Source organism: Streptomyces cyaneochromogenes (genome assembly GCF_003963535.1).
In the GTDB taxonomy this organism is placed as follows: Bacteria; Actinomycetota; Actinomycetes; order Streptomycetales; family Streptomycetaceae; genus Streptomyces; species Streptomyces shaanxiensis.
In genome coordinates this window covers 636526-655807 of the sequence record NZ_CP034539.1, presented here as the reverse complement: position 1 = coordinate 655807, position 19282 = coordinate 636526, and the positions used below count along the sequence as shown (strand labels likewise).

The window sequence follows — 19282 nt, the reverse complement described above, 5'->3', positions numbered from 1 at the left end:
CGGTCACCTCAGGCGCGGGTGGGTCGGCGGGTGGCCTGCGGCGGGACGACGGGGAGGGGCGCGTCGCGTGGCAGGGAGGGGTCGGGCGCCGGGGCCGGGCCGCCCGGCGTGGACCGGGCCGCCGCGCGACACGCCTCCGCGGCCACCTCCCGGAACTGCCGCACGGTGCTGCTCCACCGGAAGTTCTCGGCGCGCGCCTCGGCGGCACGGCCCATGACCCTGCGGCGGTCGGGGCTGAGCGCAAGCGTGGACCAGGCCGCGGCGAAGGAGCTCTCGCCCCCGGCCAGCACCCCCGTCACCCCGTTGACGACGGAGTCCCGCAGACCGGGTATGTCGAAGCCGACCGCCGGAGTGCCGCGCGCGGCGGCCTCGGTCACCACCAGGCCCCAGCCCTCCACCAGGGATGGGTGCAGCAGCAGCCACGCCCGGCACAGCAGGCGGTGCTTCTCCGCCTCCGAGACCCGGCCGGTGAACACCACACCGGGCCCGGCCATGGCCTGCAGCCGCTCCCGCTCGGGGCCGTCGCCGACGATGAGAAGCTGCCCGCCGGTGACGGGGCGCACCCGCTCCCACAGCCGTAGCAGCAGATCGATCCGCTTGTACTCGACCAGCCGCCCGACCGCGACGAACAGCGGCTCGGGTGCCTTGGGCAGCAGGGGGCCGGGGGCGTCGACGCCGTTGTGCACCACCCTGATCCCCTCCGGCCGGACGCCGATGGAGCGCAGCGCCGCGGCGGTGGAGTCGGACACGGCGACCGTCAGGCTGCCGCGGTGCGGGCCGGCCAGCGCCCAGTGCTCCAGCCTGCGGCCGAGCCGGGCCATGGGACCCGGGTAGCGCATGTCCCACAGGTCGCTGTGCACATGGTTCACCAGGCACAGCGTCGGGCCCTTGTGCCACAGCGGTGACAGGTACGGCATGCCGTTGCACACCTCCACCAGGAGGTCGCAGTCGCCGACCTGACGGGCGAACGCCCGCTTGGCGCGCAGGAAATGACCGGCGTCGCCGCCCGCCGAGACCACGCGGTAGTCGCGGTACGCCGCCGGGCCGCCGCACAGCAGTGTGACCTGGTGGCCCGCGGCGGTGAGGCCGTCGGCGACGCGGTCGACGAGCAGTTCGGAGCCGCCGGCCGCGGGGTTGTCCAGGTCGCGGCGGGCGAGGAAGACGATCCGGCGCGGGAACGGGGATGTGCCGGAGGCGGTGCCGTCGGCGGCGGGCGTACGACGCCGGCCGGCGTGCTGAGGGGCGGTGCGGGGATGAGCGGCGGTGATCCCCTCCTGGCCGGGGACCAGGGAGGAAGCGTGTTGGGGCATCGTTGCTCCACCTCGTCGGATGCGGGGGGTGGGGGAGCCGGGCGTCCGGGGAAGACACGCTGGGCGGGGACGTTGTGTGACGGTTGGGCCGGTTCCGGGAGAACGCGGAGGTACTGGTTGGTAACGTCAGTTTTCGGAGAGACCACCCGGTAGGGATACGCACGCGGGTGACAATTTCTCCCCGCTCACGCCCCCGGGTCAGTCACCTGTGTGAGTCCTGTCGATCCGCCGTGAGTCCGCCGGTGCCGTTCGTCGCCGCCGCTCACGGACCAGGAACGTCAGTCCGGCGGCCGCGAGCACACCGCCCGCGACGGTGGTGAGCGCGGGCGCGGTCTCGCCCAGGACCTCCAGCCGGCGACTGTCGCGTGCGGTCTGCGCCACCTGGGTGCGCCGGGTCGCGTCGGTGAACTCCAGCCGGTCGCCGGCCAGCAGCGTGACCGCGTCGGACCGGGCACCGGGAGCGCGGAGCGTGATCTTCGGCGCCATGCGGGCGTTCATGATCCGGCCCGTGCGCCGCTCCACCACCAGCTCGATCCGGGCGTTGGCGTACCACTCCTCGGCCGTCACCTGTCGCTGCTTCGGCCGTCCCACCAGCGATCCGGGCACCTCGCGGGTCACGCCCGTGCGCCGGGGCGCCACGCTTCCGGTGAAGCGGTAGCCCTCGTGTCCGAGCACCTTCTCGGTGCCGGAGTACTTCAGCCGTACGGCCCCGCCGAGCACGCCGTCCCACCAGCGGTGAGTGCGCTTTTGCACGTCGAACGGGAACTTCAGATAGGCCTCGCCCCGGAAGGACGGCTGCTCGCCGCAGCAGTGCACCGGCAGGTTGGTCCGCCGGTCGGTGACCCAGCGCTCGGTGGTCCACTGCAGCGACCTGCGCGGGTCCCGAAGCGGCAGGGTGGCGGGGCTGTCGATCTGCGTGGAGACGTTCCACACCGCGTGCCCGCTGCGCTCGGCGGCGGCCACGTCGCCCACGATCCGGCGGGTGATCGTGATCTGCTGCCCGTGCACGGTCTCCAGGACGCCGGTGTCGAAATAGCTGCCGGTCCCGGTGAGCACCGAGTCGGTCTCGACGTCCACGGGCGTGCGTTTGACCCGCGGCTCCACATACCGGTCGAGTAGCTGGCCGAAAACCAGCGCGAACACGCCCAAACCGAGCAGAATCAGCGGCAGAACGGAAGCTGTACGGCGCATGAGGGCACTCCGGTGGCAGCGGAAGGAGGCGGACTGTGCGGCCGTGCGCTGGACAGTCCGGCTCACCCGGGGCGAAGATGGCCTACCGGGGAGTAAGTAGTTATGACCGGCGAAATTAAGCCGCTATTGACCCGGTGTCAACAGTGACTCAATACTGATCGTGCCGGACCGGGCCGGAACGCTGGGTGACAACCTCCTCGAACGAGAGGCTCCTCGTCCCCATGCCCAGAATCCTCGCCGCCCTGCTGACCTGCGCACTCTCCGCCGCCCTGGCCACGGGCGCCGCCCTCGGCCTCGTCACCGCACTGAGCGCCACCCCCGAGCAGCCGAACGTGCCACTCGTCACCTTCCCCGACCCGTCCGGCGACCGGTCCGCACCCACGCCGTCCACGCAGACCGCGGACCGCTAGGAGATGCTGCCCGTGCCCGCACCCCCCGCCTGGCACAAGGTGCCCCCCGACCAGGTGCGGCGGTTCGCCGACCTGGCCATGGAGCAGGTACCGGACATCGCCCAGGACATCCTGCGGGCCATGCGCCGGGAGTTCCCCAACCTGGAGCTGACGACCGACGAGACGGGCGAGCCGAAGGCGCTCCTGGCGATCCGGCTCGCGCTCGAGAACTTCGTGGCGCAGCTGACCACCGACATCGAACGCCCTCGTGAACTCCCCGAGGTATTCCGGGAGTTCGGCCGCAACCAGGCCCTCGCGGGACGTCGCCTGGACTCCCTCCAGGCGATCTACCGGCTCAACGTGCGGCTGGCCTGGCGCAGCCTCGCCGAGATCGGGCAGCAGGTCGAGATCCCGCCACCCGCGATGTACGAACTCGCCGAGTCCGCGTTCGAGTACCTCGACGAGCTCGTGTCCCACTCCCTGCACGGCTACGCCGAGGTCGCCGCCGGACAGGCGGGGGAGCGGATCCGTCGCCAGCGCCTGCTGGTCGACCTCCTCCTTACCGAGCACCGCACCGACCCGACGGCCGCCCTCGCCGAACGCGCCGCCGCCGCCGACTGGCAGCTGCCCGGCGAGGTCGCCGTCGCCGTCCTGCTCCGCCCCGCCCAGCAGCCCGTCACGCCCGCCCTCGGCGACGAGGTCCTGCTGGACATGGACGGCGAACAGCCCCGGCTGGTGCTTCCGGACCCCGAAGCACCCGGCCGCGTCGAGCGGCTGCGCCGCGCCATGGGCGGCTGGTCCGGAGCCATCGGGCCCAGCGTTCCCGTGACGCGGGCCGCGACGTCACTGCACTGGGCGACGGCGGCCGCCCGGATGATCCAGCAGGGCCTGCTTCCCCAGGGCCGCCTCCTGCGCTGCAGCGAGCACGCCGAGGCGCTCGTCCTGCTCCCTGCCGAGATACTGATCGACGACCTCGCGCGCCGTCGGCTGGACCGGCTGACCGAGGCCGGACCGGAACAGGCCCGCCGCCTCGCCGAGACCCTGCTCGCCTGGCTGGAGACCCAGGGCGGCGCGCCCGAGGTGGCCGCCCGGCTCGGCGTCCATCCCCAGACGGTACGCAACCGGCTACGGCAGATCCGGGATCTGTGGGGCGACGACCTGGACGACCCCGAGCGCCGCTTCGAACTCGAACTGGTCCTGCGCACGCGCCGGTTGCGCGGCGGGCTCGCGGAGCCGGAAGCCTGACCGAGCGGCCGGTGCGAGCGACGCGGCGCGTGCGCGGCGACCCCGATCGACCTGCTGATGGTCCGCTGTTGCCGCTCCACGTACGATCGGCTGCCGCCGCAGCCGAGGAGCCCCGCATGCCGCCCGCCCGACCCCGCATCCTGTACGTCACCGACCTGGCCTACCAGGCACGCGGGCGCCGCTACTGCGACGAGGACATCTTCCTCACCTCCCGGCTGCGCGACGACTTCGACCTCGCCCTGTGCCATCCCCGGGACACGGTCGCGCTCATGGACGCCTTCGACGCGGTCGTCGTCCGCAACAGCGGCCCGGTCCTGGCCCACCAGGACGCGTACGACGAGTTCCGCCGACGGGCGACCGCGGACGGGACACGCGTCTACAACCCGCTCACGGGGAAGGCCGACATGGCCGGCAAGCAGTACCTGCTCGACCTGACCGCCGCCGGGTATCCGGTCATCCCCACCGTGGACCGTGCCGAGGATCTGAGCCTCCTGCCCGAGGCCGACCGGTACGTCGTCAAGCCCAAGTTCGGCGCCGACTCCATGGGGCTGCGGTTCGTGTCCCTGGACGGTGCGCGGGAGTCGGCCGGCGGGGATGTCCTGGTCCAGCCGTGTGTCGACTTCGCCTACGAGGTCTCGTTCTACTTCGTCGACCACGACTTCCAGTACGCCCTGTACGCGCCGCACACAGACCGGCGCTGGCAGCTGGAACCGTACGAACCCGACGACGGCGACCTGGAGTTCGCCCGGCGCTTCATCCAGTGGAACGGCCTCGGCCATGGCATCCAGCGCGTCGACGCCTGCCGTGCGCCGGGCGGCGAGCTCCTGCTGGTCGAGCTGGAGGACCTGAACCCGTATCTGTCGCTGGACGCCCTGGACGACCCACGACGGGACGCCTTCGTCACCGCGATGACGGCATCGCTGCACGACTTCCTCGCCGCGCACGACGGAACGCGCCGCGCGCCCGCCGGGTTGCGCTGAACCGGCGGGACGCCAACCCCGTATCACTCCTCGGGGATTGGCGACGCCCCGTGCCGACGGGGACGGAAGGAGAGCGGCGTGCCCACACGGCCCGAGCCCGAGGAGCCGGACGACGGCCCGGCCCTGGAACCCATCCACGTCCTGCGCCCACGCCGCACCGACGCCCTCGCGGAGCTGTTCAAGGAGTGGGAGGAGGACAACGCCCGCTACGAGACCGTGCCCCTGCCGAGTGCCGAGGACGCGACACAGGAACTGCCGTCCGTCGCCGGGGAGACGAGGGGCGTACGGCGGGGCGGTGTCCAGCCCGGTCCGGCCGCCTCCGGCCCCGGATTTCGGCGTACCGCCGTCGCGGTGGCCGTGACCGCGGCCGCTGTCATCGGCTTCGGGGGCGCTCTCCTGCTCTCCGGCCGTGACGATGACGCCGCGGCCCGGGAGGAACCGGCTCCGTCCCCGACCGCCTCCGCGTCGGCCGAGCCCGCACCGCCCGCGCCGGACGCCCCCGAAGACTCCGCCTGCACGGCGTCCGTCCGGACCGTCAACAGCTGGCAGGGCGGCTTCCAGGGCGAGGTGACGGTCACCAACGCGCCCGCGTCCTCGGCATCAGGCTGGACCGCGACGGTCGTACCGCCCGACGGAGCCCGCCTCACCCAGGTCTGGGACGGCGCTCTCTCCACGACCGCGGACGGCAGGGCCACCGTCTCCAACGCCTCGTGGAACGGCACCTTGGCGCCCGGCGCGAGCGTCACCTTCGGCTTCCTCGCCGACACCTCGGACTCGACCGGGGAGCCGGCGGCGACGGTCACCTGCGCGGCGACCTCAGGGGCAGGGTGAACTGCTCAGCGCCCGTGGTCGATCAGCGCCTGGGACACCGCACGCACGCTGCGGGCGATGTGCTGGAGCTGCATGACCTCCGCCGCATACAGCTTGATGGTGTGTTCGATGACCGACTCGGGCATGCCGAGCGCGGGGAGGTCGGCCCGTGCCGTCTGCAGTGCGGTGCGCGCGACCCGGATCTCGTTGTGGACCTGGATCTGCGCGTGCCGGGCGAGCAGCACCGGGTGGCGGATCAGCGCGGGGTAGCTGGCGTAGCGGGCCGGCACCAACTCGCGCAGCCACTTGGCCGCGGAGCGCTCCCAGTCGTAGGAACCGGGGGTCTTGACCTGGCACGGCCAGTCGGTGCTGATGCGCGTGGTCGTCAGTGGCATGGTCATCGCTTCCGGGTGTGCGGCGTCGTATGGGGTGTCCGACGGGGTCGGCGCGGCCCCGGCCTAGGGGATGACCGGGGCCGCCGCCACGGGCGCTCGCGCAGGCGATGCCCGACCGAACAACCCAGGCGCCGACGCGGGTAGGAGACGGCGGCTTCGGCTGTTCGCGGAGGAGCCCGCAGAGGGCAGGCGGTGTTCGCACGGCGGATGGGCTGACGTGCGCATGAGCGGACCGACTGCTTTCTGCGGGCGGATGGTGCGTGTGAAGTATTTATATATGCCGTCCGCTTTGCAAGGCGTATGAAAACATTCATGCGCGCTTTGAAATGAATGGTTCCGCTGTGCTCCGGTTTGCCTTAGTGGATAGGGGCCCCGCGCGGGCGGGCGAGGGGCGGGATCAGTCCCGCAGGAAGAACTGGTGCTCGTCGGAGATGTGCTCGTACTCCTCCAGCCGGGCCTGCGTGCGCTCCGGGTCGGCGTCGGTCATGGCCTGCAGCAGTGCGGCGGCCATCACGCCGGGCGCGGCGTAGGAGTCGAAGACCAGGCGGGAGCCGGTGCCGGTGGCGAAGACGACGTCGGCCGTGTCCGCGACCGGCCCGAGTGCCAGGTCCGTGACCAGGGCGACCTTGAGCCCGGCGCTGCGAGCGACCCGGACGGCCGTGAGCGTCTCCTGGGCGTGCCGCGGCATGGAGAACGCCAGCACCCAGGTGCCGCCGGCCTCGCGCGACTGCAGCAGCGCGTCGTAAGCCACGCTGCCGCCCCGCGTCACCAGCCGCACGTCCGGGTGGATACGGCGCGCGGCGTAGGCGAAGTACTCGGCGAGGGACCCCGAGATGCGCAGCCCGAGGATGGTCAGCGGGGTCGACTGCGACAGCTTGCGACCGATGTCGATCACCTGGTCGGGGGAGGCGAAGTCGCGCCGCAGGTTCTCCAGGTTCTCGATCTCGGCGTCCACCGCGGCCTGCAGTTCGTTGGCGCCGTTCTCCTCGGCCGCCGCCGGACCCCCGGCGAGGGTGCCCAGGGCGATCGACTGGAGCTTCTCCCGTAGCGCGGGGTAACCGCTGAAGCCGACCGCCGCGGCGAAGCGCGTCACCGAGGGCTGGCTCACGCCGACCCGGTCCGCCAGATCGGTGATCGAAAGGAACGCGGCCTCGGTGATGTGCTCGATCAGGTACTGGGCGATGCGTCGCTGCCCCGGCGACAGCCTCGGCTGGTCGAAAAGCGTCCTGAGCTGGGAAGTCGGGGATGCCTCGGCCTCCGAGGCCGGCTTTCCCGAGGTGATCGCGGATGCCTGCGCGCGTGCCTGCTGGGGCGATGGCACCGGTGCGCCTCCTTTGTCTCCCACAGTGCTTCAACATAGCCCACACATCGTGGCGACCCTGGGCACTCCGAGGGGCAACGCTCAGCGGCGATAGATCGTGATCGAATGGCCGACCGTGTCGATGGGACGACTGCTGTCGATCAGTTCGGCCAGCCGCCCGGTCGCCTTGGCCGCCGAGGAGTCCGACACGACCAGCAGCCCGCGCACTTCGCCGACCGGCACCTTGCGGGGATCGGCGGCGCGGATGCCGTAGAAGGACGGCACCCCGCTGCCCTTGTACACGAGCCAGACGCGCTCGCCCGGATACCGCTCGCGCAGCCGCTCGGCCAGCCGGCCGAGGTCCTGGCCCCAGTCCACGTTGGAGTCGTGCAACCGCAGCCGCGTCTTCTGCGGACCCCCGAACGCCTCGTTGGAGTACGGCAGATAGTAGGGATACGTCCGCACCGAGCTGACCGCGACGAACAGCACCAGCGCCCCCGCCGCGACCGGCACCCACCGCCGTCGCACCGCGAGCACACAGCCCGCCGCAACGGCCAGGAACATCGGCACGAACACGGCGTACCGCGTGCCGAAGTCCCGCGACCCGAGCATCGCCGCGGCCAGCAGCGCCCCCGTGGGCACCAGCAGATACGTCGCCACCGGCCGCAGCCGCCGTACCGCCACCAATGCGACGACACCCGCCGCCCACAGCGCCAGCATGCCGAGCGGTGTCTTCACCAGCAGCGCGGCCGGCAGGTAGTACCAGAGCGAGCCGGTGTAGAGCCGGCCGAACAGAAAGCCCTGCCAGGGGTGGTTCTCGAAGGCGAACTGGACGCGCACTCCGTCCCGGTACGCCTCAGGGAACGGCAGCAGATCCACGACCAGCCCCCGCAGCCCGTGCACGACCGGCACCGGCTGCTCCGGCGTCCAGCGCAGCCTCGGATCGACCACGAGATACGCGGCCCATACGACGGCGACGGCGGCCAACGCCACGACGCCGACGCCCCCGACCGCGCGCACGAGCGCCCGGCGGCGCGGCTCGGTCGCCGGCCTCGCACACCACACGGACAGGGCGGTGAGCGCCAGCAGCACCGGGACCGCCGCCAGCATGCTCATCTTCGTCGCCAACGCCGCCCCGAGCGCCACGCCGGCGAGTGGCACGCACCACCGCGGCCGGCGCCGGGCCCGCCACACCAGCCAGACCGACGTCAGGACGAACCCGGCCGCCGGAACGTCCAGCGTCGCGAGGGAGCCGTGTGCGATGAGGTCGGGGGAGAAGGCGTACAGCCCGAGGGCCGCCAATCCCCCCACCGGACCGGCGAGTTCACGGGCGAAGGCGAACACGGTCAACCCGAACAGAAGCGTCAGAACGATCACGGGGAGACGGGCGAACAGCATCAGTCGCCACGGGTCGTTGCCGGACTCGTACAGCAGATGCCGCCCCAACCGGCCCTGATCGCCGGTGAAGGAGCGGTCGACGTGCGGATCGGCCAGTGCCACCCCGGCGCCGATGACCAGCTTTCCCAGTGGTGGATGCTCGGGGTTGTGCCGCAGCCGGTGCTCGTGCAGATACTCGGCCGCCGTGCCCACGTACACGGGTTCGTCGATCGTCGGGGTCTGCTGCACGGCCGTCGTCACCATCGCGACGGCCATCTGGCCCAGCAGCACGACCACGAGGAGGGGCACGAACCAGGGCCGCCCGACCCACCGCCGCCAGGGCGGGGCCGCGGACGCACGCGAAGTGTCCGAGGCGCGGGGCGCGGCGGGGCGTGCCTGCGATGCCGGGGCCGAGTGCGGGTCGAGCGCCATCATCCGCTCCGCGGTGCCGCCGACCCCGTGGCGGCGGGTGCTGATCCAGAGCCGGCCCATGGGCCCACTCTGCATCAGCTCCCGCCCAGGGACGCGGTTATCGCTTGAGGAGTCGTACCGACAGACCGTCCGTCGTGTAGACGGGTACGGCCCGCAGCGTGTCGGAGTTCAGCTCCACCCGGTCGAACTGGCCGCGCAGCCGCTGTGCCTCGATGACCGCGATCGTGGTCCCGGCGACCGGCGGGCGCTCGGCGTCGACACGCAGCGACAGCACGCTGCCCCGGCCCAGCACCACCCGGCCGGACACCTCCAGCGCCGGACCGTGGTTCTTGCGCAGCAGCAGGTCCAGGGCCGTGTCGCCCTCCTGGACGTACGCACCGCGCACGCGCACCACCTTGTCCGCGCGGAGCGTGCCGCCCACCACGCGTACGTCGCCCTGCCCGAGGGCGTTCGCCGAACCGGCGACCAGTACGCCGTCCTCGACCACCGTGCCGCCGTGGTAGCGGTTGTGCCCCGTCAGCGTGAGCGTGCCGGTGCCGCGCTTGGTCAGACCGCCCTCGCCGCGGATGTCGTTGCGCCAGGTGTCCGCCGCGCCGAAGCCCCCGGCCGCAGCATCCAGCGAGACGGTCACGTCGGATTCGAAGGCCCCGTAACCGTCCGCCGCCGTGAACAGGTCGAGCCGCCCCCACTGCTCGAAGCCGTCCAGCAGGACGTACCCGGCGGGCAGCGCGGTCGTGCGCAGCACCTCGCGACGCTGCGCCGCGTCCAGGTACGGCTGCCGCGTCTCCAGCAGCACCTCCGCGCCCTTCGGCACGGTCAGGGGCTGGTCGCGCCCGCTCCGGGTCAGCACGTACGTCAGCTTGGGCTTGACCGTACGGGCGTTGGCGTCGCGGTCGGCGTACGGGTCGGTGCCGGCGGAGGCCGAGTGGGCGTACGCGTGGAGCGTGTCGGCCGTCGTGCCGGTGTGCTCCGCGAAGTACGCCAGGGCCTGGGCGCGGGCGGCGGCCTTGAGCTCCGCGTTGGCCGGGTCGGTGAGGGCGGCGGCGGCCAGGGCGGTGGCCATGACGCGGCCGCCGAGGACGTCGACCGTGGAGTGCATGCCGGCCACGATGCGGGTGTGGCTGAGCTCGAAGGCGCGGGTCACCAGCTCCTGGAACCGCTCGGGCACGGCGTAGGCGTACGCCAGGGCCGCCAGGTGCAGCGCGTTGGTGTGCCCGCTGGGGAAGCCGCCGTCCTCGGCCGGGTTCTCGCTGCGCTGGCGCAGCAGCTGCGGGGCGACGACCACCTCGGACTCGTAGACGGGGAAACCGAACTCGTCCTTCTCGCCGGTGTCGACGACCTCGCTGTCCTCGTTCATGCGCCACGGACGCGGGTACTGGAAGGCGAACTTGGCAGGGTTGCCGGAGGCGAAGGGGCCGCGCACGGTGTCGACCAGCTTGGCCACGTTGCCGAGCTCGGAGTCGTACGAGCCGGCGCCGATCGCGGAACCGGCCGGCGCGTCGGCGGGCAGGGCGTCGCTGATCTTCCCGGCGGGAGTGCCGTCCGGCGCGCTGGTGATCGAGGTGACCGCCTTGGCGCCCGACTTGTACAGGTCGGCCAGCGGACCGAGCCCGGCGATCACCGAGTAACTCTGGTGCTGCCGGTCGATGATGAACGATTCCTTCGCCTGGGCGTCGGTGCGCGCGGCGGTGATCCGGGCGCAGTAGCGCATGTTGGCACGCAGCACCTCGGGCAGGAGCGGGGTGCCGGTGTTCCAGGCGCCGCCGGTCTTCCACACCTTCGCGAAGCCGCCGAGGACGCGGATCACGGCGTTGGTCTCGGGCGTCTGGTTCGCGACGACATTGGTCTTGTAGTCGTCGACGAATGCGGCGGCGCCCGTCGCGGCCTTGGCGTCCGCGGTGGGGAGCCAGCCGGCGAAGGCGGGGACGGCCACCAGGGCCGCCCCGCTGCCGACGGAGGTCAGCAGAAAGCGCCTTCTGTTCATCGACGGGTTGGCGTGGAGCCCGGCGGGTGACGGCATGCGAGCCTCTCTTGAGTTCGTCGGCCGTACGGCCGGGAAGAGATCCAAATGACCGACTCGACCGTCCGGTGCGCGGGGAACGCGCGAGGCGCGGAGAAAGCGCTTGGGGCCGAGTCGTACGAGCGAAGATCTACGGGCGAGTTGTGTCGGACTCGGGATGGCCCGGCGTCCGACAGGTGTCACAGAAGTGAACGGGCCATCGCCACCGCGCCCTCGACCGGCGGTGCCCGCAGGGGACGCGGCCGGGCCGTGGGCACGCTCTCCTCCAGCGCCGACACGAAGGCGTCGTACAGCGGGGGCTGGGAGAGGACGGTACTGCCCGCGACCACGACATCGTCGACCACCACCCCACGGGCGGCGAGGCGTTCGACGAGCGCGGCCAGGGCGCGGCCGGCCTCGGCGATCACGGTGCGGGCGAGCGGGGAGCCGGCCTCGGCGGCGGCGAAGACGGCCGGGGCGTGCCGGCCCCACTCGGCGGAGGGTGCCGTGACGGACTCCAACGCGGCGCCGAGCGCGGGTACTTCAGGGACGTCGAAAGCGGCCAGCAGACCGAGCGCCAGCGCGTCGGGCTCCTCGCCGCGGTCGTGCGCGGCCCATACGGCACGGACGGCCTCGCGGACGACACCGGCGGCGCCGCCCTCGTCACCGAGCAGCGCGCCCCAGCCGCCGACCTGGACCGGTGTGCCGTCGGCGAAGCGGCCCACGGCGACGGATCCGGTGCCGGCGACCAGGCCGACACCCTTGTCCAGGCCCGCTGCGGGCACGAGGAGTTCGGCGTCGCCCATGACCAGCGCGGGCGCGTCGAAGTGCAGTTGGAGGGCGGTACTGATCTGTGCGCACTGGCGCGCGGTCTCGCAGGCGTGGGCGCCAACGGCCAGTGCGGACGGGCGCGTGCCCTTGGGAAGGGCCTCGGCGAGCAGCGCGGCCAGCCAGCCGGCGGCGGCCACCGGATCGTACGGCCGCCAGCCGCTGCTGGGACGGACGTGATCGGCCAGGACGGTGCCGCCCGTGAGCGCGCGCAGATGCGTCTTGGTGCCGCCCACGTCGATGCCGACCATCAGAGGGCCAGACAAAGGGGTGACCTGCACGGATCCTCTTTCGTCGGTGCGCTGTGTGCTGCGACGGCGGGCGAACCGTGCCGGAGGGGCAAGACAGTTGGAAGGCTAGGGAAGCCCCGGGACGGGCCTCTGGACGGACCACGGCAGGCGAGTACCGTGACGTTCGTTAGGAAGTTAACTAACGAAGTACAGTGCCTGTCAATAGGCGTCGCGCAGTCGGCTTCCCGGGCCTTTCGGCCGGGGCGACAACGCGTGCCGCCAAGGCAACCCATCGCAGCCTTCCGCCGAGCCGATCGGCCCGGGAGAGCAGCCTGTCACCTGGGGGAACTGTGGAACACGACGTGGTGGGAGCCCCCCGTCTGACCGAGAGCGCAAACCTCGTATTCACCGTGCTCGCCCAGGCCGGCACTGCGACCCGGCCGCAGCTCGCCAGCCTTGCGCGGCTGTCCAAACCGACGGTCTCCGCCGCCGTCGCCGAACTGGAGGGCGTCCAGCTGGCCGCCCACTCCGGCACCGCTTCCAGCGGCACGGGGCGCAACGCGGCCGTGTACCGCCTCGGCCCGGCCGCCGGTGCCGTGCTCGCCGTCGACCTGGGTCCCGCGCTCACCCGGGTCCGCGGCTGCGCCCTGGACGGCAGCCTGCTCGCCGAGGCCACCGGGCCCCGGGCCGAGGCGGCCGACGTGGTGCGCGACGCGCTGAGCGCGCTGCCCGCCGACGCCCCGCTGCGCACCATCGTGGTGGCCGTCGGTGACGTCACCGCCCGGGTCGAGGAGGGCTCCGGCATGCGCCCGGCGACCGCCAAGGCCGGGCCCGTCTTCGACGCGGTGGCCGTCGCGCTGCCGCCCGGAGTCCCCGTCCACCTGGAGAACAACGTCAACTGCGCCGCGCTCGCTGAACTGCACGAGGGCGCGGCGCGCGGCCGTCACACCTTCGGCTATCTGCGGATCGGCGTCGGTATCGGTCTGGGCATCGTCGTAGGAGGGCAGGTGCTGGCCGGGGCGAACGGAGCCGCCGGAGAGCTCGCCCGGCTGCCCTACCCCTGGGACGACGACCTGGAGCCCCGCCACGAGGCCCTGGAGGAGTACATCGGGGCCCGTTCCCTGCTGCGCCGGGCCGCCGAGGCATGGCCGGACACCGACGGCACCGGCCCGCGTACGGCCGAGGAGCTCTTCGCGCTCGCCGGACAGGGCAGTGCCCCGGCCCGTGCCGTCGTCGCCCGGCACGCCGTGGACGTGGGCCGGCTGGCCGCCGCCGTGACCGCCGTACTGGATCCGGGACTGCTCGTGCTGGGCGGCAGCACCGGCGCGTCTCCGCAGCTCCTGCCCGGTGTGCGGGCCGAGCTGGAGCGGCTGAGCTGGCCCACCGAGGTGGTCAGCAGCCAGGTCGGTGATCTCGGCACCGTGGTCGGCGCGGCCCGCCTCGCGGTCGCCAGAGGAGTCCAAACCGTGACCGAGGTGGCGCGGACGAAGGATTGACGGTTTCGGACTCGGTCTGCCAATGTCCGGACAAGCGCTTTCTAAGTCGGCCGGGACAGCCGGCTTGGGGCGAACTCCCGCCCGTACTCGACGTACGGCAACCGCACGAGGGCGAGCCCGTGCGGTGACGGCCAGGACGGCCGGGGACCTCGCCCCGCGTGGACCACGCGGCCGGGCGAGGCCGCCCCTTCCGGAAAGCAAATTTTCCTGCAAAATGCACCCGTGCCGCTTCGGTCGGCGCCGTGCTCCGTCCCCTATGACGAAAAGGGATCGAAGATGACCACTGTGGGTGTGCGGCGCTCCCGCCGACTCGGCCGCGGCGGTATGCGCCGCCTTGTCCCCCTCGCTGCCGTGGCCACGGCAGGTGTCCTGCTGCTCTCCGCCTGCGGAGGCGGATCCGACTCGGGCGGTACCTCCAAGTCGCTGACGTTCTGGATCTCCACGGTTCCGGGGCAGGACGCGGGCTGGAAGAAGATGGTGGCGCAGTACGAGAAGGAAACCGGCGTCAAGGTCAAGCTCGTCAACATCCCCTACGACGGCTACACGACGAAGCTGCACAACGCCGCGCAGGCGAACTCCCTGCCCGACGTGGCGGCCGTTCCGGCGCTGGACCCGATCTGGTCGAACAAGCTGATCGACCTCAGCGACATCGCCAACAACAAGACCAACAAGATCAACGCCAACTTCGTCGCCAAGGACTCGTCCGGGAAGGTGCTGTCCATCCCCTCGGACGTCACCGCGTCCGGCATGTTCATCAACAAGTCGCTCTTCGAGAAGGCTGGGGTCTCCTTCCCGACCTCGCCCGAGAAGACCTGGACCTGGACCGAGTTCATCAAGGCGGCCAACAAGGTCCGGGAGAAGACCGACGCCAAGTACTCCCTGACGTTCGACCAGTCGCCGTCCCGGCTGCGCGCCATGGTGTACGAGATGGGCGGGAAGTACGTCCACGCCGACGACTCCGGCAAGTTCTCGGTCGACGCGGCGACCAAGAAGGCCGTGAACACCTTCGTCGGATGGAACGACGACAAGACCATGCCGAAGTCGGTGTGGACCAGCGGCGCCGACCCGTCCGCCATGTTCCAGAGCGGTGACGTCGTCGCCTACTGGTCGGGCGTGTGGCAGGTTCCCGCCTTCGCGGAGAGCATCAAGAAGTTCGAGTGGGCGAGCGTCCCGACTCCCGCCCAGCCGGTGCAGGCCAGTGACGTCAACAGCGGCGGCATGACGGTGGGCTTCAACAACAACGCCGACGCGGCCACCGCCGCGAAGAAGTTCCTGTCCTGGCTGTACGAGCCGGCCCACTACCAGGCGCTGTGCGAGGCGTCCGGCTTCCTGCCGGTCGAGAGCGGTCTGACCCCGAAGTACCCCTTCGAGTCCGAGGCGGCGCAGGCGGCGTTCAAGCTGTACAACGAGTCGATCCCGCTCTACGACCCGATCTCCGGCTACTTCAACGGCGCGCAGACGAACTGGGTGCTGAAGGGCAAGAGCCTCACCGAGGACCCGACCAAGACGGAGCTCGGCAAGGCGATCAACGGCCAGCAGTCGGCCGACAAGGCCCTGCAGAACATCGTGGACGGCTACAACCAGCAGGTCGGCGGCTGATCGCAGGCCACAGGCCCGGGCGGCGGGGTCCAGACACCGCCGCCCGGCCCTGTGGACCCGATGTGATGCCGGGCTCATGGTGTGAGCCCCCAGCAATCCAATCCACCAGCACGGAGTCAGGAAGATGACAAAACGCGCCTCGGACGTGTCCGTGAGCCCGCCCAGGAGACGCAGCAAGTACACCCTCGCGCCGCTCGTCCTCATCGCGGCCAATGTCGTGCTCTTCGCGCTGTTCTTCCTCTGGCCGGCGGTGATCGGGCTCGTCTACTCCTTCACGAACTACACGGGCGTAGGGGCGTTCCAGTTCGTCGGACTGGACAACTACCAGAACCTGGCCGGGGACTCCACCTTCTACGACGCGCTGACCCGGACGCTGCTGTACACCGTGCTGTTCGTTCCGCTGAACTTCGTGTTCTCGCTGCTCATCGCCAACGTGCTGGTGAGCAAGCACGCGAAGGGTGTGTCGGTCGCCCGCGTCTTCTTCTTCATCCCGTGGCTGCTGTCGCCCATCGTCGTGGGTGTCCTGTGGCGGTGGCTGTTCGGTGAGAACTTCGGACTGGTCAACTACCTCATCGAGAAGGTCGGCGGAAGTGCCGTTCCGTGGCAGTCGAACGCGGACCTGTCGCTGATCGTGGTCGTGGTGGCGGCGTCCTGGGCCTGGACGGGCTTCTCGATGCTGCTGTTCATCGCGGCGATCAAGAACGTACCGACGTCGTACTACGAGGCGGCCGCGCTCGACGGCGCCGGCCCGTGGCGCCAGTTCATCAGCATCACCCTGCCGAGCATCGCGCCGACGTCCTTCATCGTGATCCTGCTCAACACGATCCACGCGATGAAGGAGTATCCGCTGTTCGCCTCCCTCAACAACGGCGGACCCGGAACGTCGAACAACCTGCTTGTCCAGTACATCTACCAGACCGGCTTCAAGACGGGCCAGATCGGCTACGCGAGCGCCGCGTCGTTCGTGCTCATGCTCATCCTGATGGTCGTCGCGATCATCCAGATGATGGTCAACCGGCGGGTGGAGAACCGATGACAACCACAGACATGCCGCGCAAGGTCGACGCCGATTCCGTCCGGTCCGTCTCCAAGAAGGGGCCCCGCAGCGGCCGTAGCGGCGGGCTCCGGAGCGCGGTGCCCGCGACGACACTGCTGTGGGTCCTGGCGGCCCTCTACTCCGTGCCGGTGCTGTGGTTCGTCCTCAGCTCCTTCAAACCGGCGGGAGACCTGTTCTCCCTTCCGCTGACGCTGTTCCCGGACAACCCCACCGTGTCGGGTTACAAGGCGGCGTGGGACAGCGCCAACTTCTCCCAGTACTTCATCAACACGACCATCGTGTGTGTGATCGCGACGATCCTCACGGTGGGAGTCAGCTGCTGTACGGGCTACGCGCTGGCCAAGTACGACAACAAGTGGCTCAAGGCCTTCTTCGTCGGCATCCTGGCCACCACGATGCTGCCGGGCGAGGTCATGCTCGCCCCGCTGTTCCTGGTGGTCCGCGACCTCGGCCTCTACAACTCGCTCGCCGGCATCATCCTCCCGGCCCTGCTCACCGCGACCGGCTGCTTCATGTTCCGCCAGTTCTTCCTGACGGTCCCCGACGAGCTCATCGAGGCCGCCCGCATCGACGGCGCGCGTGAGCTGTCGATCTTCCTGAGGATCATGGTGCCGATCTCCCGGCCCATCATGCTGACGCTCGCCATCCTGTCGTTCCAGTGGCGGTGGAACGACTACATCTGGCCGCTGCTGATGCTGAACGACCCCGAGAAGTTCACCGTGCAGATCGGTATCCAGAGCCTCGTCGGGGCCCAGAACATCAACTGGTCGGTGCTGCTCGGCGGTTCGGTCATCTCCATGATCCCTCTGATCATCGTCTTCCTGGTGTTCCAGAAGTACGTCATGAACGCCGACATCAACGCCGGCCTGAAGGACTGACCTTGCCCGACCCGCTCGACCACGAGTTCATCCGCGCGGTGGCCCGCGCGGCCGACCGGTCGGCCGCCCCCCTGGCGGCCGACCCGGACCGGGAACCCGTCGGTGTGACCCACCGCGTTCTGGCCCGCCGGGCGAAGACCCTGATCGCGGCCTACCGTTCCCCGGACTCGGCCCTGCACGGCAGCGGCCAGGCGGTCGCCGCCGCGACGACCCACCTCCGCGCCCTGCGCGCCGCGCAGACGCCCTCCGGTCTCTTCGCGGGCGGCGACAACGTCCAGTCACCGCCCGACTCCGCGTTCACCGTCAACGACGTGTGCGACGCCTACGTCCTCGCCGCCGACGCGGGACCGGAACTGGGCGAGGTGACGGCCGCGCTCGCCGAGATCGCCGGCGCCGCCACCGCCAGTCTCCTGACCGGTGGCGTGCACACCCCGAACCACCGCTGGGAGCTGAGCGCGGCGCTCGCCCGTCTGCACCGGTCGTTCCCCGACGACCGGCTGCTCGACCGCGTCGAGGAGTGGCTCGCCGAGGGCGTCGACATCGACACGGAGGGCCTGTACTCGGAACGCAGTGCCGTCTACGCGTCGATCGTGACCAACCCGGCGCTGCTGTTGCTGGCCGAGGTGCTCGGGCGCAGCGACCTGCTGGACGCCGTCGAACGCAACCTCGCCACGACCCTGGACCTGATCAGGCCGGACGGCACGGTCGAGACCGTCCACTCGCGCCGCCAGGACCAGAAGCTCTCGTTCGCGCTGTGGCCCTACCTGCCGCACTACCGGCTGCTCGCGATCCGCACCGGCCGGGGCGACTTCGCCCGCGCAGCCCGCCTGGCGGCCGCCGACGGCATCGACGACCCCGACCTGCTCGCCCAGGCCCTCCTCACCCCGGATCTGTGCCGCGCCCTGCCGGCCCCGGACGCGGAGAAGTTCCCGCGCGACCGGTACCTCCCCACCGCACACCTCGCCGCACACGCCTCGTTCACCGCGCACACCGTGGTGTACGGCGGCTCCGACGTGCCCGAGCACCGGCGCATCCGCTCGGGCCTCGCCTGCAACCCCACCTTCCTGCGCATGTTCGCCGGTGCCGCCGTCCTCGACGCGGTCCGCCTCTCGCGGGTGTTCTTCGACCTGGGCCCGTTCCGCGCCGCCGACATGGAACAGCTCGCCGACAACCGGTACCGGCTCACCCAGACCCTCACAACCGCCTACTACCAGCCGCTCCCGAAGGACCAAAGGCGCGACGACGGCGCCTACCGCCTGGTGGACGAGGGCCGCTTCTCCGCGGCGATGGCCTTCCCCGACCGCCCTCAGGACGAGGTCTCCCACACGACCCGAGTCGAGGTCGATCTGCGGGAGGACGGGGCCGATCTGCGGATCGACATCGGCGGACCACCGGTGCCCTGGGCCCTCGAACTGACCTTCCGGCCGGGCGGCGTGCCGGAGGGCGCCGTACCGATCGGCGACGGACGCTGGTGCCTGACGACCGGTCCAATGACCTACAGGGTCGGCGACGACGAGATCCGGGTCGAGACCGGTGTCGAGGCGGGCGAGCCGCTTGCCGGACCGGACCGCAGCGACATACTGCGGTACGACCCGGGTCAGGACTACACCGTGGTCGGCGGTACCGACGCGACGACCGGGAACCGCGTCTACATCGCTGGACTCGGCCCGCACACACTGACCGTCGCACTGCACGCCCGTCGGCCCGCACCTGTCGTGTGACCCCGACACACCACGCCATGGCCATCTCAGGCATGAAGGGCTGAT

16 protein-coding genes are annotated in these 19282 nt (G+C 71.2%); 9 read left to right on the top strand and 7 right to left on the bottom strand.

The features are described 5' to 3' along the window. Positions 1-8: 8 nt before the first annotated feature. Together EJ357_RS02640 and EJ357_RS02635 are read right to left on the bottom strand one after the other, a co-directional pair. Positions 9-1310, bottom strand: a complete 1302-nt coding sequence (locus EJ357_RS02640; RefSeq protein WP_126388199.1) for a glycosyltransferase family 4 protein — start codon at positions 1308-1310, stop codon at positions 9-11. Between the two features lie 198 nt (positions 1311-1508). Next, the gene (locus EJ357_RS02635; protein WP_126388197.1) at positions 1509-2501 is read right to left on the bottom strand and encodes a DUF3068 domain-containing protein; all 993 of its coding nucleotides are present in this window, start codon (positions 2499-2501) and stop codon (positions 1509-1511) included. 221 nt (positions 2502-2722) lie between these two features. Here EJ357_RS02635 and EJ357_RS02630 point away from each other — a divergent pair, with 221 nt between their 5' ends. From EJ357_RS02630 to EJ357_RS50455, 4 genes are all read left to right on the top strand, one after another. Further along, positions 2723-2911, top strand: coding sequence for a hypothetical protein (locus EJ357_RS02630; RefSeq protein WP_126388195.1), 189 nt, complete (start codon positions 2723-2725; stop codon positions 2909-2911). 3 nt (positions 2912-2914) lie between these two features. Next, positions 2915-4135: a helix-turn-helix domain-containing protein gene (locus tag EJ357_RS02625; RefSeq protein WP_126388193.1), complete on the top strand. Its 1221-nt coding sequence runs from the start codon at positions 2915-2917 to the stop codon at positions 4133-4135. Positions 4136-4251: 116 nt separating this feature from the next. Continuing rightward, positions 4252-5115, top strand: a complete 864-nt coding sequence (locus tag EJ357_RS02620) for an ATP-grasp domain-containing protein (RefSeq protein WP_126388192.1) — start codon at positions 4252-4254, stop codon at positions 5113-5115. Between the two features lie 78 nt (positions 5116-5193). Next, positions 5194-5946, top strand: a complete 753-nt coding sequence (locus tag EJ357_RS50455) for a cellulose binding domain-containing protein (RefSeq protein WP_126388190.1) — start codon at positions 5194-5196, stop codon at positions 5944-5946. Between the two features lie 5 nt (positions 5947-5951). On the opposite strand, the gene EJ357_RS02610 is transcribed toward EJ357_RS50455, so the two are convergent. From EJ357_RS02610 to EJ357_RS02590, 5 genes are all read right to left on the bottom strand, one after another. Continuing rightward, a complete protein-coding gene (locus EJ357_RS02610) occupies positions 5952-6326 on the bottom strand; it encodes a hypothetical protein (protein WP_126388188.1) in 375 nt (124 codons plus the stop codon). Positions 6327-6717: 391 nt separating this feature from the next. Beyond that, the gene (locus EJ357_RS02605) at positions 6718-7641 is read right to left on the bottom strand and encodes a MurR/RpiR family transcriptional regulator (protein ID WP_175647287.1); all 924 of its coding nucleotides are present in this window, start codon (positions 7639-7641) and stop codon (positions 6718-6720) included. Between the two features lie 81 nt (positions 7642-7722). Further along, entirely contained in the window at positions 7723-9489 is a 1767-nt protein-coding gene (locus tag EJ357_RS02600) for an ArnT family glycosyltransferase (RefSeq protein WP_407698463.1), read from the bottom strand. A gap of 37 nt (positions 9490-9526) precedes the next feature. Next, positions 9527-11449, bottom strand: a complete 1923-nt coding sequence (locus tag EJ357_RS02595) for a phosphatase PAP2 family protein (RefSeq protein WP_126388184.1) — start codon at positions 11447-11449, stop codon at positions 9527-9529. Positions 11450-11628: 179 nt separating this feature from the next. Beyond that, positions 11629-12507 carry an N-acetylglucosamine kinase gene (locus EJ357_RS02590; RefSeq protein WP_126399122.1) on the bottom strand — a complete coding sequence of 293 codons (879 nt, stop codon included), beginning with the start codon at positions 12505-12507 and terminating at the stop codon, positions 11629-11631. A gap of 341 nt (positions 12508-12848) precedes the next feature. Between EJ357_RS02590 and EJ357_RS02585 the strand changes: the two genes are divergently transcribed. The 5 genes from EJ357_RS02585 to EJ357_RS02565 all read left to right on the top strand — a co-directional run bounded on the left by EJ357_RS02585 (position 12849) and on the right by EJ357_RS02565 (position 19237). Next, the gene (locus EJ357_RS02585) at positions 12849-13982 is read left to right on the top strand and encodes an ROK family protein (RefSeq protein ID WP_228472928.1); all 1134 of its coding nucleotides are present in this window, start codon (positions 12849-12851) and stop codon (positions 13980-13982) included. Between the two features lie 276 nt (positions 13983-14258). Further along, on the top strand, positions 14259-15581 hold the full coding sequence (locus EJ357_RS02580; protein WP_126388180.1) for an extracellular solute-binding protein: 1323 nt from the start codon (positions 14259-14261) through the stop codon (positions 15579-15581). A 124-nt stretch (positions 15582-15705) separates the two neighbouring features. Next, complete coding sequence (locus EJ357_RS02575) at positions 15706-16617, top strand: carbohydrate ABC transporter permease (protein WP_126388178.1); 912 nt, start codon at positions 15706-15708, stop codon at positions 16615-16617. Next, complete coding sequence (locus tag EJ357_RS02570) at positions 16614-17516, top strand: carbohydrate ABC transporter permease (protein ID WP_126388176.1); 903 nt, start codon at positions 16614-16616, stop codon at positions 17514-17516. Before EJ357_RS02575 ends, EJ357_RS02570 begins: the two co-directional genes overlap by 4 nt. Before the next feature lie 2 nt (positions 17517-17518). Continuing rightward, positions 17519-19237, top strand: coding sequence for a hypothetical protein (locus EJ357_RS02565; RefSeq protein WP_126388174.1), 1719 nt, complete (start codon positions 17519-17521; stop codon positions 19235-19237). Positions 19238-19282: the final 45 nt, after the last annotated feature.

Coding starts and splice junctions, on each gene's coding strand:
- EJ357_RS02640 (WP_126388199.1), bottom strand. CDS start 1,310: ATGCCCCAACACGCTTCCTCCCTGGTCCCCGGCCAGGAGGGGATCACC.
- EJ357_RS02635 (WP_126388197.1), bottom strand. CDS start 2,501: ATGCGCCGTACAGCTTCCGTTCTGCCGCTGATTCTGCTCGGTTTGGGC.
- EJ357_RS02630 (WP_126388195.1), top strand. CDS start 2,723: ATGCCCAGAATCCTCGCCGCCCTGCTGACCTGCGCACTCTCCGCCGCC.
- EJ357_RS02625 (WP_126388193.1), top strand. CDS start 2,915: ATGCTGCCCGTGCCCGCACCCCCCGCCTGGCACAAGGTGCCCCCCGAC.
- EJ357_RS02620 (WP_126388192.1), top strand. CDS start 4,252: ATGCCGCCCGCCCGACCCCGCATCCTGTACGTCACCGACCTGGCCTAC.
- EJ357_RS02610 (WP_126388188.1), bottom strand. CDS start 6,326: ATGACCATGCCACTGACGACCACGCGCATCAGCACCGACTGGCCGTGC.
- EJ357_RS02600 (WP_407698463.1), bottom strand. CDS start 9,489: ATGGGCCGGCTCTGGATCAGCACCCGCCGCCACGGGGTCGGCGGCACC.
- EJ357_RS02595 (WP_126388184.1), bottom strand. CDS start 11,449: ATGCCGTCACCCGCCGGGCTCCACGCCAACCCGTCGATGAACAGAAGG.
- EJ357_RS02590 (WP_126399122.1), bottom strand. CDS start 12,507: ATGGTCGGCATCGACGTGGGCGGCACCAAGACGCATCTGCGCGCGCTC.
- EJ357_RS02580 (WP_126388180.1), top strand. CDS start 14,259: ATGACCACTGTGGGTGTGCGGCGCTCCCGCCGACTCGGCCGCGGCGGT.
- EJ357_RS02575 (WP_126388178.1), top strand. CDS start 15,706: ATGACAAAACGCGCCTCGGACGTGTCCGTGAGCCCGCCCAGGAGACGC.
- EJ357_RS02570 (WP_126388176.1), top strand. CDS start 16,614: ATGACAACCACAGACATGCCGCGCAAGGTCGACGCCGATTCCGTCCGG.